This is a genomic window from Bradyrhizobium sp. (assembly GCF_016219575.1).
Lineage (GTDB): Bacteria > Pseudomonadota > Alphaproteobacteria > Rhizobiales > Xanthobacteraceae > Bradyrhizobium.
Genome location: NZ_JACRMG010000013.1, coordinates 72,536 through 85,468 on the forward strand (window position 1 = coordinate 72,536; position 12,933 = coordinate 85,468).

Below are 12,933 nucleotides of genomic sequence, written 5' to 3' on the forward strand. Positions count from 1 at the left end.
CGGCATGCCGCGCGTCTCGAACCATGAGGCCACGACGCGCGCTAGATCCCCAGATACCGGTGCTGCAGCTCCGGCTCGGCCAGGAGCTGCTCCGAGGTGCCGCTCCACATCGTGCGGCCGCGCTCGATGATGTAGTGGCGGTCGGCGATCCTGGCGAGGTTGCCGACATTCTTGTCGATCACCAGCACCGACTGGCCCTGGCTCTTCAGCATCGACAGGCAGCTCCAGATCTCCTCGCGGATCAGCGGCGCGAGTCCCTCGGTCGCCTCGTCGAGGATCAGCAACATCGGATTGGTCATCAGCGCACGGCCGATCGCCAGCATCTGCTGCTCGCCGCCGGACAGCGTGACGCCCATGTGGTGCGAGCGCTCGGCCAGGCGCGGAAACAGCGCGTGGATTTTTTCCAGAGTCCAGGGATCCCTGCTGCTCAGCCGATTGGCGGATGCCGCCACGAGATTTTCGCGGACGGTGAGGTTCGGGAAGATCTGCCTGCCTTCCGGCACGAGGCCGATGCCCTGCTGGGCAATCCTGTAGGAGGCCAGCTTGCGCACATCCTCGCCGGCGAAGCGGATCGCGCCCGATCGCGCCGGTGTCAGGCCCATGATGGAGCGGATGGTGGTGGTCTTGCCCATGCCGTTGCGGCCCATCAACGCGACCACCTCACCCGACTTGACGGACAGCGACAGGCCGAACAGCACCTGGCTCAGGCCGTAGCAGGTCTCGATACCTTCGATTTCGAGGAGAGTGTCAGCCATTGAAGTTCACCCCTGGCTCGTCACCGCATGCTGATCGCCGAGATAGGCGCGCTTGACTTCCTCATTGCTGCGAATCTCGTCCGGCTTGCCGCTGGCGATGACGCGGCCGTAGACCAGCACCGTGATGCGATCGGCCAGCGCGAACACCGCTTCCATGTCGTGCTCGACCAGCACGATGGTGACTTCCTTGCGCAACTCCTTCAGCAGCGCCACCATGCGCTGGGATTCGGTGATGCCGAGGCCAGCCATCGGCTCGTCCAGCAGCAGCAATTGCGGCTTTGTCGCCAGCGCGACCGCAAGCTCCAGCTCGCGCTGCTCGCCATGGCTCAGTTCGGAGACCGGCACGTCGGCGCGCTTATCCAGACCGACCCGCGCCAGCGCGGCGCGCGCCGCCTCGCGCAGCGGCTGTTCCTTGCGGGCGTCGGCCCAGAAGCGATAGGAGTGGCCGGCATGGGCTTGTGCCGCGAGGGCGACATTGTCGGCGGCGGTGAAATCGCGCAGCAGCGAGGTGATCTGGAAGGAGCGTGCGAGCCCGAGCCGGCTGCGCTCGTAGGGCGGCAGATTGGTGATGTCCCGGCCGGCGAAATAGATGGCGCCGGAATCCGGCACCAATTGTCCCGTCAACTGGCTGATCAGCGTGGTCTTGCCGGCGCCGTTGGGACCGATGATCGCATGCAGTTCGCCGGGCGTTACCTCCATGGAAAGCTTGTCGGTGGCGACGAGGCCGCCGAAGCGCTTGATCAGGTTTTCGACGCGCAGCAAGGGCTCAGCCACGGGAGAACCTCCCCAGCAGGCCCATGATGCCGCCGCGCGCGAACAGCACGATCAGCAACAACAGCGGCCCCATGATCATCGCCCAGTATTCGGTCACCTGTGACAGCAGCTCTTCCAGCAGAAGAAACACGATAGCGCCGATGACCGGGCCGAACAGCGTGCCCATGCCGCCGAGGATCACCATCACCATGAGGTCGCCGGAGCGGGTCCAGTACATCACGGCAGGGCTGACGAAATCGGTGTTGTTGGCAAGCAGCGCGCCGGCCAGGCCGCAGATGGTGCCTGAAATGACGAAGCAGACGAGGCGGTAGCGGTTGGCGTTGAAGCCGATCGCCTGCATGCGCTGCTCGTTGGAGCGCACGCCCTGCACCACGAGGCCGAAACGCGAATTGACGATGCGCCAGATCAGATAGGTGCCGCCGAGCAGGCAGGCGAGACAGACGTAATAGAACTGCGTGCGGTTGGAGAGATCGACCACTCCGCCGAAATTGCTGCGCTTGTAGATGGTGAGACCGTCGTCGGCGCCGTAGCGCGACAGCGAAGAGGCGATGTAATAGGCCATCTGCGCAAAGGCGAGCGTGATCATGATGAAATAGACGCCGCGGGTGCGCAAGGACAGCGCGCCGATCACGAGCGCAAACAGCGCCGAGGCCAGCAGCGCCACCGGCCACTGGATGAAGCCGGAGCCTGTGCCTTCGAAGGCGAGGATGCCGACGGCATAGCCGCCGATGCCGAGATAGGCGGCGTGGCCGAAGCTCATCATGCCGCCGTAACCCATGATGAGATTGAGCGATGCCGCCGCCAGCGCCAGGATGATGATGCGGGTGAACATCGTCAGGATGAACACCTTGCCCGTCAGCGCCGAATAGACCGGCAACAGCACCAGGCCGGCGATGACGAGCACGACGACGACGTTACGCAGATTGAGGGCAGACTTCATCGCTTGGCGGCCGGGAACAGCCCCTCCGGCCTCACGACCAGAACGATGGCCATCAGGAGATAAATCAGCATCGAGGACAGCGCGGGCGCGGCGGTGGATGCCGCGGTCGAACTCAAGACCTTGCGCAAGAGGTCGGGCAGGAAGGCGCGGCCCAGCGTGTCGATCATGCCGACGAAGATCGCGGCCATGAAGGCGCCGCGGATCGAGCCGATGCCGCCGATCACGATGATGACGAAGGCGAGGATCAGGATGTTTTCGCCCATGCCGATCTGCACGGTCAGGATCGGCGCCTGCATCAGCCCGGCGAGACCGGCGAGCGCAGCGCCCAGACCGAACACAAGGGTGAACAGCAGCTTGATGTTGATGCCGAGCGCGCCGATCATCTCGCGGTTGGAGGCGCCGGCCCGGATCAGCATGCCGATGCGGGTGCGCATGACCACGACATAGAGCAGCGCCGCGACCAGGAGCGCGACGGCGATGATCGAGAGCCGGTAGGCCGGATAATAGACGCCCGGCAGGAGCTGCACCGGCACCGTCAGCCAGGCCGGCAGCGGCAGCGCCAGGCCCGCCGGACCCCAGATCAGCCGCACCGCATCGTTGAAGAACAGGATCAGGCCGAAGGTCGCCAGCACATGGTCGAGATGGTCGCGACCGTAGAGGTGCCGCAGCGCCACGAATTCCAGGAGGATGCCGAGCAGGAGCGTGGCGCCCAGCGCCATGACCGCGCCGAGGATGAAATTGCCGGTCCAGGCCACGAAGGTCGCCGCGAAATAGGCGCCCATCATGTAGAGCGAGCCGTGGGCGAGATTGACAAAATCCATGATGCCGAACACCAGCGTCAATCCGGCCGCCAGCAGGAACAGCAGCAGGCCGAACTGCAGTCCGTTGAGAGATTGTTCGACGACGACGAGCATGGATCCCAATGCCTGAATGAACAGCCCTATTGTTTGAGCATGATCTCCGCGCAAACGCTACGCGTTTGTCGCGAGGGAAAACCGCTTCGCACTTCTCCGGATCACGCCCTAAAAAAGCAGCGGCAGCGCGAGGGCACTGCCGCTTATTGTCGTTGGGCGCTTCAACTTACGCAAGTCTGCTCGAGGCCGCGGAAGATCATGCGCCGACAGGACCCGATCCTACTTCATCGGGCACTTGTCGTGGAAGCGGTCCTGGTCGTCCTTGACGATGGTGGCCACCGTTTTCAGCGCGAGCTGGCCCTCGGCGTCCTTGACCACGTCCTGCAGGTAGAAATTCTGGATCGGGATGTGGTTCTTGCCGTACTTGTACGGACCGCGCACCGACTTGAAGTTGGCCTTCTCCATCTCGGCCTTCATCTCGTCCTTCTTGGCGGTGTCACCCTTGACCGCGACCACCGCGCTGTTGATGAGGCCGGCAGCGTCATAAGTCTGCGCACCGTAGAACGTCGGGCGCAGGCCGGGGTACTTCTTGCGATAGTCCGCGACGTAGCGCTTGTTCTCCTCGTTGGGGAGGTCGTTGACCCATTCCTGGGCGCCGGGCACGCCGAGCGCGTTTTCCTTCTGCAGTGCCAGCGTGATTTCGTCGATGGTGAAGGCGGTGTAGAGCGGCATCTGCTGCTTGATGCCGGCCTGGGCGTACTGGTTGAGGAACTGCACGCCGGCAGCACCTGGATAGAACACGAAGATCGCTTCCGCGCCCGAGTTCTTGGCCTTGGTCAGTTCGGCGGAGAAGTCGAGCTGGCTCGGCCAGACCGTGTATTCCTCGCCCTTGACCTCGCCCTTGAAGGTGCTCTTGACGCCCGCGAGCATGTCCTTGCCGGCCGCGTAGTTCGGGCCGATCAGGAACACCGACTTGACGCCCTTCTGGGTCATGTAGGTGCCCATGGCCTGCGGGGTCTGGTCGTTCTGCCAGGAGGTCGAGAACACGTAGGGCGAACAGAGCTCGCCGGCGAGCTGCGACGGGCCGGCGTTCGAGGTGATCAGGAAAGTCTTGGCATCAACCGCGGTCTTCAGCGAAGCCAGCAGCACGTTCGACCAGATATAGCCGACGATGAAATCGACCTTGTCGGACTGGATCAGCTTTTCGGTCTTCTGCTTGCCGACATCGGGCTTCTGGCCGTCGTCCTCGTAGATCACCTCGACCGGCTTGCCGCCCATCTTGCGGCCGAGATGGTCGAGCGCGAGCTCGAAGGAGTTGCGCATGTCATTGCCGATCGCGGCGGTGGGACCGCTGAAGGTCGAGACGAAGCCGATCTTGATGGTGTCTCCCGCCGCCGCGGGCTGCGTCAGCGCCAGGGCGGCAATGCCCGCCAGCCAGAGTGCCTTTTTCATAACAGTTTCCCCTCCTCGTTACCGTTGCAACGCTGTCCGCCCCGATGGCGGGACTGGTCGCGCAGGCCCTTTATAAAGAGACGTGTTTTGTGCGCAAAAGCGCAGGCCCGCAGCAAGCACGAACCGAAAGTCCCCTCTTAGAACCTTCGGCCTATGCCCCAGCAAGCTGCACCATAATTCAGGAAGCACAGAGAACGCAAGAATTATAGTGCCGGTTCTCGCGGGCGGGATTGTCGCAGCCGTGCCCATGGCGCCTCGCCGGCCGGCATCGAGGTTAGGATGCGGCACTCGAACGGGGCCGCAGACTCCGCGATGCGCGACCGTACCGCGTGAGACAGGCGTGAGGCCGGCGACCGCCAGTTCGTCGAACAGAAAAATCGCCGCACGGAGGAGAGCGAATTTCCAGCGGCGGCTTGCAGGGGCCGAACGGCTTCACCCCCGGTTAACGCATTTGCGGCACCTCGGTTTAACGTGTTTGCGGCCACATTCGCACGCGACGGAGGGCTCTCATGCTTATCAGCAACAAGGTCGCACGCACCAAATGGTGCCCTTTTGTGCGCATCGACAACAGCAACCGCCTACACAACACGATGACTGACGGATTCGCGAACTCGGAAAAAATGTATCACTGCATAGCAGGCGACTGCATGGGCTGGCGGCAGTTTCACCTGTCGCACATGAAGGGTGGCGCCGACGGGGTCGAGACCCACGGGTACTGCGGCTACGCCGGCAAGGTCGAGATCGAGTAGCTGCAGGCTTCAGCCAACCGGTTCATGCCGCCGCCGCGCGCATGGTCACATTTCGTCCCGGCATTCTGCATCATCGGCGCCACCGCGATTGCGGCCGGCACGAACCGTCGCCGCTCGCGGGCACGATAGCGCTCCGCTATCGCCCGATTGGCGAATGCGCCTTGGAAACGGCCGGCTCATGCGGGCATAATCGGACCCTGCGAAGCGGAGATCAGGCCCGATGAGCGAAGTGCCAAAGCCCCATCACGTGGCGATCGTTGGGGCCGGCTTCGGCGGGCTGGAGACCGCGTTCCGGCTTGCCGGCGCCCCCGTGCAGATCACCATGATCGACCGGCGCAACCATCACCTGTTCCAGCCCCTGCTCTACCAGGTCGCGACCGCCTCGCTCGCCACCTCCGAAATCGCCTGGCCGATCCGCTATCTCCTGCGCGACCGGCCGGAGGTGACCACCCTGTTTGCCAACGTCAACGGCGTGGATGCTGCGGGCAAGCGGGTGCTGCTCGAGGATGGCGGCGTCATTTCCTATGACACGCTGGTGCTCGCCACCGGCGCGCGCCACGCCTATTTCGGCCATGACGAATGGGAGCCGTTCGCGCCGGGGCTGAAGACACTGGAGGACGCCACCACCCTGCGGCGGCGCATCCTTGTCGCCTTCGAGCGCGCCGAGCGCGAGAGCGATCCCGACAAGCGAGCGGCGCTGCTCACCTTCGTCATCGTCGGCGCGGGACCCACCGGCGTCGAGATGGCCGGCACCATCGCCGACATGGCGCGCGACACGCTGCCGCGCGATTTTCGCAACATCGACACCCGCAAGGCGCGCGTCGTGCTGATCGAGGCGGGCCCGCGCGTGCTGGCGGGCTTCCCGGAGGATCTGTCGGCCTATGCGCAGCGCTCTCTGGAAAGGCTCGGCGTCGAAGTCATGCTGGGCGATGCCGTCACGGAATGCTCGGCCGAAGGCGTCGTTTATGGCGGCAAGCGGCTGGAAGCGCGCACGCTGATCTGGGCCGCGGGCGTGCGCGCCTCGCGCGCCGCCGAGTGGCTCAACGCGCCGCACGATCGCGCTTACCGATTGCAGGTCGAACCGGACCTGACGGTGCCCGGCCATCCCGAAATCTTTGCCATCGGCGACACCACGACCATCAAGGGTCCGGACGGCAATCCGGTGCCCGGCATCGCGCCGGCCGCGAAGCAGCAGGGGCGTTACGTCGCCGCCCTGATCAAGGCCCGTCTTGCCGGCAAGACGCTGCCGCCGTTTCGCTACAGGCACGCCGGCAGTCTGGCGCAAATCGGCAAGCGGCTCGCGGTGATCGATTTCGGCAGGTTCAGGCTGCGCGGCACCATCGCGTGGTGGATCTGGGGCATCGCCCACATCTACTTCCTGATCGGCTTGCGCCACCGCCTCGGTGTTGCGCTGAGCTGGCTGTGGATCTACCTGCGCGACCAGCGCCCCGCACGGCTGATCACGCAAGGCAGCAGCAAGGTGACGAGCTAGCCGCTTGACCTCCACATTGCGACTGCCATGCTGGTGAAGCCGCGAGACAATATGCGGAGCACCAACAGCGGGAGGAAGCGATGCAGGGATTGTCGATCGACGCGCGCGCATGGGCCATACTGGCTTCAATTGTCGCGATTGCGTTCCCCTCCGCCGAGGCGGCGGCTGCCAAAATGAAAGGCGATGCCGCAGCCACCTGCAGCGGACTTGCCGGCGCGGCGGAGAACGCGGTGCGGATCGACACTGCTGCGATGCAGGCGCCGTCGCCGATCGCGGTCGCCGAGAGGGGGCCGACGCCAGCGGCGCGCATCACCCCGGCGAACCCCGAATTCTGCAAGGTGATCGGCCGCATCGAGCCATCGGATCCCACGGCGCCGCCGATCCGCTTCCAGGTCAACCTGCCGGTGGAGTGGAACGGCCGCTCGCTGCAGTATGGCGGCGGCGGCTTCAACGGCGTACTCATCACCGGCCTTGCGCTGCCGCCGGCTTCGCCGTTCGGCGCGGCCGCGCCGCTGGCCCGCGGCTTTGTCACCTATGGCACCGATTCCGGCCATGAGACGAAACCCGGCGAGCCGCCGCAACTCTTTTCACTCAACGACGAGGCGTTCGAGAACTTTGCGCACAAGTCCTACAAGAAAGTGCGCGACGCCGCTGTGGCGGTGATGGTACGCGCCTACGGCAACCCGCCGGCGAAGCTGTACTTCATGGGATCGTCGGAAGGCGGCCGCGAAGGACTGACCATGGCGCAGCGCTACCCCGACGATTTCGACGGCATCTTTGCGCGCGTGCCCGTGATCAACTGGGTTGGCTTGCAGCATGCCGGCACAAAGGCGGGCCTGGCGACCATGGGCGATGGCTGGATTCGCCCGGCACAGATCGAGTTCGTTGCGAAAGCCGTGCTGGCCGCGTGCGACAAGGCCGACGGCTCCGAGGATTCGATTGTGCAGGACCCCGTCGGCTGCAAGGCGAAATTCCGGGCGGAGACGCTGCGCTGCGCCGCGGGCCAGAGTGGCGACGAATGCCTGACCGACGCGCAGATCGCGGCTGTCAACGCACTTCATTCGACCTACAAGTTCCCGTTCCCGCTCGCCAACGGCCTCGACGATTATCCGGGCTGGGGCGTGTCGGGCGAGAACATCCCGGCGTTCGGCCCGACCGGCGGCTGGAAATCCTGGTGGCTCGGCACGGCACCGCCCGCACAGCCACCGGCGCCAGGCAATGGCATTGCCTGGGTCTACGGTGCCGGAGGCATGGCCTATGTGTTCGCGCGTGATCCAAAACTCGATGTCACCAAGTACAAGCCGGAGGATTACAAGCAGCGCGTGCTCGAAGTCTCCCAGCTGATGGATTCGACCAACCCCGATCTCGGCCGCTTTGCCGCACGCGGCGGCAAACTCGTGATCCTTGAAAACATGGCCGATTACGCCCAGAGCCCCTACGCCGGTATCCGCTATTTCGAGAATGTGCAGCGCGCGCTCGGCAAGGAAAAAACGGCCGGGTTCGCACGCCTCTACACTGCCCCCGGCGTCGATCATGTCGGCTCGGGTGCGCCGGCCAATGTCGACATGCTCGACGTGCTGGTAGACTGGGTGGAGAACGGCAAGGCGCCCGGCAATCTCGAGGTGATCGAGCAGAAGGTCGAAGCGCCCGCCTTCGAAACCTTGCGCTCGCTGCCGCTCTGCCAGTGGCCGGCCTGGCCGCGTTACAAGGCAGGCCCGGCCACTCAAGCCGCGAGTTTCTCCTGCGCGCCGTGATGCGTGCAGCCGAGTGGTCCTTACGCTCGACGAGCGCTTCCATGAAGAGATAGCCGGCGAGCCGCACGCACTGGAAAATTTGGCCAGCGCTTCCGCGCCGAGAGCCGGAAGTTATTTCGGCTTGCGCGGTTCCTGGATTGACCTCATGTAGCTGAGCACCTCCTCCGCATCCTCCCTGCTGAAGCGGAAGGTCGGCATGATGGGATGGATGCTGGTGAGGCCGGTCAGCAGCCGTTGCTTGAGGTCGCTGTCGTAAAGTTTGGTTTCGCTAAAACTGCGAAAGGGCGGCGCCAGCTTGTTGGGGCTCGCGCCGGTCCTGCCAATGGAGTGACAGCTGGCGCAAAGCTTCTGCAACATCTCCTTGCCTTGCCGCTGCTCCCCAGTCCTGGCGTAGCCGAAGGTGCTCCACAAGAGAACTGTTGTTGCTGACAGTACCAGCACCGATCGCTTCATCGCATTCTTTCGTGCCGCGCAGTTCACCCCGATGCGCACGATGCCACGGTTTGCGAAAGCCGGTTTGATGCAGCTCAAAGGATGAGCTCGGTTAGCGCTAGGTTCAATGTGTCTCGCTCCGTTTTGCGAAGCGACCCTCTCCTCAAAAGGCAGGGCAAGCGCACCATGCGGATTGTCTTCATCGCCACGAACTCGTCATGCCCGGGCTTGTCCCGGCCATGACGATGTGGAAACGCGGTAGGAGGAACTACTTCACCAGCGAGCAGCCGCCGTCCGCGATTGGGCGGAATGCCTGCTCGGCGGGAATGGTCGAGATCAGCTTGTAATAGTCGTAGGGATATTTCGACTCCTCCGGCTTCTTCACCTCGAACAGGTACATCGGGTGGATGACGCGGCCGTCCTGGCGGATGGTGACATCGCCGAACAGCTTGTCCTTGCCCTTGAACTTCTTCATTTGCGGAACGACGCTCTTTGCGTCGTCGCTGCCGGTGGCGGCGACCGCGTTGAGGTAGGCAAGCGTCGAGGCATAGACGCCGGCCTGGTTGGCGCTCGGCATCTTGCCGTTCATGCCCGGCCGCGCCGCAAAGCGTTTCGCGAAGGCGCGGGTGTCGTCATCCATGTCCCAGTAGAAGGCTTCGAGAATCTGCAGGCCCTGTCCGACCTTCAACCCCATGCCGTGCACGTCGTTGACGAACAGCAGGAACGCCACCATGGTCTGGCCGCCCTGCTGCAGGCCGAACTCGGCGGCCTGCTTCACCGCGTTGACGGTGTCGCCGCCGGCATTGGCAAGCCCGATCACCTTTGCCTTCGAATTCTGCGCCTGCAGCAGCAGCGAGGCGAAGTCCGACGTGTTGAGCGGATGTTTCGCCGAACCCAGCACCTTGCCGCCGTGCTTCTCGATGTAATTGGTGGCCTCCGCCTCGATGCCCTGGCCGAGCGCGAAATTCACGGTGACGAAGAACCATTCCTTGCCGCCGCGCGCCATCATCGCCGCCGCCGTGGCGTTACCGGTGGCCCAGACGTCGTTGACCCACTGAATGGTGTTGGGCGAGCAAGCCTTGCCGGTGAGGTCGGAACTCGCGGTCGATGACGCCAGGAACGTCATCCTGGTATCGCGGACCAGTGAATTGATGGTGAGGCCGACGGCCGAGTTCGGCACGTCGACGATGGCGTCGACGCCGTCGACGTCGAGCCATTTGCGCGCGATCGCCGAGCCGACGTCGGCCTTGTTCTGGTGGTCGGCGTAGACGATCTCGACCTTGATGTTTTTGCCGCCGCCGTTGAAATCTTCCGCTGCCATGCGCGCGGCCTCGACCGAGCCCATCCCGTTGGTATCCTGGAAGATGCCTGAGATGTCGTTGAGCACGCCGACGCGCACGACGTCGCCGGAAATCTGCGCCTGCGCGACCGACGCAACGCATGACAGCGCCAGCGCGCTGCACAATCCGAGTGTCTTCATGGTTCCCTCCCCTCGAAAATGTTGACGTCAGGTCTGCCGTTCCGGCAGGTGCAGGATCAGGCCGTCGAGACCGGCCGAGAGCTTGATCTGGCAGGACAGGCGGCTTTCCGCGCGCCGCTCGGCTGCGGTGCCGTCGAGCAGCGCGTCCTCGTCACCGCCCATGGCAGGCAGGCGCGCGAGCCAGGCTGCATCGACATAGACATGGCAGGTCGCACACATGGCATTGCCGCCGCATTCGGCCAGGATGCCGTTGATGTCGTTACGCGTTGCGGCCTGCATGGCGCTTTCGCCGGCATCGGCGGCAATACGCTGCTCGCGGCCGTCGGGGTGAACGAAGGTAACGATCGTCATGGGCTGTCCGTCAGGCCGGCGTAATGGTGATCGGGAGGCTTTCGAGGCCGCGCAGGGTGTTGTTGTAGCGGCGCTTCACCTCGCCCGTGATCTCGATCGATCCGACCCTGCGCGCCAGCGCCGAGAGCATCACCTCGCCCTCGAGGCGCGCGACCAGCTGGCCGACGCACATATGGATGCCGGAGCCGAAGCCGACGTGGCCTGCGGTGCGGCGGGTGATGTCGTAGCGATCCGGGTTCTCCCAGCGCCGCGGATCGCGGTTGGCGGCGCCGAGGAACATCAGGATCTTTTCGCCTTCGCCGATGCTGTGGCCGCCGAGCTCGACCTCGCGCGTGGTGGTGCGGAAGAAGGTCTGCACCGGGCTTTCGAAGCGGACCGCCTCCTCGAAGGCGTTGCGCGCCAGCGTGGGATCGCTGCGCAGCTTCGCCAGCTGGTCAGGAAAACGCGCCAGGCAATAGACCGTGGCGCCGATGCCGTAGACGGTGGTATCGAGCCCCGCAGACAAAAGCGAACGCACCAGCAGCGGCGCCTCGTCATGGGTGATGTCGCCGGCATCGGCGCGGGCGTGGATACAGGCGCCGAAGCCGCCGGGGACGAGGTTCTCGCGCCGGCATTGCTCGGCGACATAGGCCTGGTGCGGCGCCGAACGTTCGATCGCCTCCTGGCGCAACCGGTTCGGCGGGCCGAACGAATTGAACACCAGGCTCGCATAGGGCAGCAAATGCTCGCGCCCCTCCTGCTGCAAGCCGAGCGCGTCGGGGAACACCGACAGCGGATAGGCTTCCGCGAGATCGGTAATCGCATCGAAGCTGCCGCGCGCCAGCAATTCATCGGCCTTGGCTTCGGCGCGCGCGGCAAAATGGCTGCGCAGTGGCTTCATCGCGGTCGCCGACAGAACCTGGCCCAATACCGCACGGGTGCGCGTATGGGCCGGAGGGTCGGCCTCCAGGATGATGCTTTGCGGTCGCCATGGCTTTTCCTTCGCGAAATCGCTCAGGCCGACGCCGCGACTGGAGCAGAATGTCAGGGGATCGTTGAGCACGGCATGCACTTCGGCGTAGCGCGCCACGCCATAGACACCATACGTGTCGAGATAGACGACCGGGCCCGCCTCGCGCAGCTCCTCGTGCGTCGCGAACGGATCGGCGAAGAACTCGATCGAGAAGGGATCGAAGTCGAGATGCGGCACGCCGGGTGCGGCGCCTTGCCCTGGGCTCGTTGCGGTCGCAGTCATCGGGGGCCTCCTGCATAATGTTCTTGCAGAGCGGTGCGGGGTGTCTCTATGTCTGAAGGCGCAGGAATCTCCGGAAGGCCATGAGCAGCAACAGACAGGCGCGCAATTTGCGGTCCCCCGCCGCGGGCAAGGACCCCAAGGTCGAACTGGTGCTCGACCTCGATTGCTACGTTCCGGCGCTGATAACTTTCATCGCCAACAAGCTGTCGCGCAGCGCGACCGTGCTCTACCAGAAGCGCTTCGCCGTGAACGTCACGGAGTGGCGCATCCTGGCGCTGCTGGCGATCGAACCGGAAATCTCGGCTGCGCGCATCTGCCACGTCATCGGGTTCGACAAGGGCCCGGTGAGCCGCACTCTGGCGGCGATGGAGGAGCGCGGGCTGGTCGCGATCAGGGCCGATCGCGAGGACGGCCGCACCTATTCGATCTCGCTGACGGCGAAAGGTGCGGCGACGCATGACAAGGTAATCGCTGTCGCGCTGGAGCGTGAGCGGCGCCTGCTGTCCTGCCTGAGCAAGGGCGAGCGCGAGAACCTGATCGCGCTGTTGCGCCGCGTGCACGGCAATCTCGACGCCGTGAAGGGCGCGGGCGAAATCGACCGAGACTGAGCGCGGCACGCCGGCGCCGGCGGCGAACCCTCGATCGCGATAGAAATGCGCGCGCGAC

Annotated in this window: 13 protein-coding genes; 4 read left to right on the forward strand and 9 right to left on the reverse strand. The window is 64.6% G+C overall.

The window, feature by feature from the left end; all coding sequences use genetic code 11:
• Positions 1-41 precede the first annotated feature (41 nt).
• The 5 genes from HZB49_RS13100 to HZB49_RS13120 all read right to left on the reverse strand — a co-directional run bounded on the left by HZB49_RS13100 (position 42) and on the right by HZB49_RS13120 (position 4,775).
• The gene (locus HZB49_RS13100) at positions 42-755 is read right to left on the reverse strand and encodes an ABC transporter ATP-binding protein (protein WP_291611930.1); all 714 of its coding nucleotides are present in this window, start codon (positions 753-755) and stop codon (positions 42-44) included.
• A 6-nt stretch (positions 756-761) separates the two neighbouring features.
• A complete protein-coding gene (locus HZB49_RS13105) occupies positions 762-1,529 on the reverse strand; it encodes an ABC transporter ATP-binding protein (RefSeq protein ID WP_291611932.1) in 768 nt (255 codons plus the stop codon).
• Positions 1,522-2,469 carry a branched-chain amino acid ABC transporter permease gene (locus HZB49_RS13110; protein ID WP_291611934.1) on the reverse strand — a complete coding sequence of 316 codons (948 nt, stop codon included), beginning with the start codon at positions 2,467-2,469 and terminating at the stop codon, positions 1,522-1,524. The genes HZB49_RS13105 and HZB49_RS13110 overlap by 8 nt, the downstream gene beginning before the upstream one ends.
• Positions 2,466-3,383 carry a branched-chain amino acid ABC transporter permease gene (locus tag HZB49_RS13115; RefSeq protein ID WP_291611936.1) on the reverse strand — a complete coding sequence of 306 codons (918 nt, stop codon included), beginning with the start codon at positions 3,381-3,383 and terminating at the stop codon, positions 2,466-2,468. The genes HZB49_RS13110 and HZB49_RS13115 overlap by 4 nt, the downstream gene beginning before the upstream one ends.
• Before the next feature lie 219 nt (positions 3,384-3,602).
• Positions 3,603-4,775 (reverse strand): ABC transporter substrate-binding protein, encoded by a 1,173-nt coding sequence (locus tag HZB49_RS13120; protein WP_291611938.1) that lies wholly within the window; start codon positions 4,773-4,775, stop codon positions 3,603-3,605.
• 509 nt (positions 4,776-5,284) lie between these two features.
• Here HZB49_RS13120 and HZB49_RS13125 point away from each other — a divergent pair.
• The 3 genes from HZB49_RS13125 (at position 5,285) to HZB49_RS13135 (ending at position 8,770) form a co-directional block, all read left to right on the forward strand.
• Entirely contained in the window at positions 5,285-5,524 is a 240-nt protein-coding gene (locus tag HZB49_RS13125) for a hypothetical protein (RefSeq protein ID WP_291611940.1), read from the forward strand.
• 220 nt (positions 5,525-5,744) lie between these two features.
• A complete protein-coding gene (locus tag HZB49_RS13130) occupies positions 5,745-7,016 on the forward strand; it encodes an NAD(P)/FAD-dependent oxidoreductase (RefSeq protein ID WP_291611942.1) in 1,272 nt (423 codons plus the stop codon).
• Between the two features lie 173 nt (positions 7,017-7,189).
• Positions 7,190-8,770, forward strand: coding sequence for a tannase/feruloyl esterase family alpha/beta hydrolase (locus HZB49_RS13135; RefSeq protein ID WP_291612234.1), 1,581 nt, complete (start codon positions 7,190-7,192; stop codon positions 8,768-8,770).
• Positions 8,771-8,881: 111 nt separating this feature from the next.
• Here HZB49_RS13135 and HZB49_RS13140 read toward each other — a convergent pair whose 3' ends face one another.
• The 4 genes from HZB49_RS13140 to HZB49_RS13155 form a co-directional block, all read right to left on the reverse strand.
• A complete protein-coding gene (locus HZB49_RS13140; RefSeq protein ID WP_291611944.1) occupies positions 8,882-9,301 on the reverse strand; it encodes a cytochrome c in 420 nt (139 codons plus the stop codon).
• A 169-nt stretch (positions 9,302-9,470) separates the two neighbouring features.
• Positions 9,471-10,682 (reverse strand): ABC transporter substrate-binding protein, encoded by a 1,212-nt coding sequence (locus HZB49_RS13145; protein WP_291611946.1) that lies wholly within the window; start codon positions 10,680-10,682, stop codon positions 9,471-9,473.
• 27 nt (positions 10,683-10,709) lie between these two features.
• On the reverse strand, positions 10,710-11,033 hold the full coding sequence (locus tag HZB49_RS13150; protein WP_291611948.1) for a 2Fe-2S iron-sulfur cluster-binding protein: 324 nt from the start codon (positions 11,031-11,033) through the stop codon (positions 10,710-10,712).
• A 10-nt stretch (positions 11,034-11,043) separates the two neighbouring features.
• The gene (locus tag HZB49_RS13155) at positions 11,044-12,267 is read right to left on the reverse strand and encodes a cytochrome P450 (protein ID WP_291611950.1); all 1,224 of its coding nucleotides are present in this window, start codon (positions 12,265-12,267) and stop codon (positions 11,044-11,046) included.
• Positions 12,268-12,347: 80 nt separating this feature from the next.
• On the opposite strand from HZB49_RS13155, the gene HZB49_RS13160 reads away from it, so the two are divergent.
• Positions 12,348-12,875 carry a MarR family transcriptional regulator gene (locus HZB49_RS13160; protein ID WP_291611952.1) on the forward strand — a complete coding sequence of 176 codons (528 nt, stop codon included), beginning with the start codon at positions 12,348-12,350 and terminating at the stop codon, positions 12,873-12,875.
• Positions 12,876-12,933: the final 58 nt, after the last annotated feature.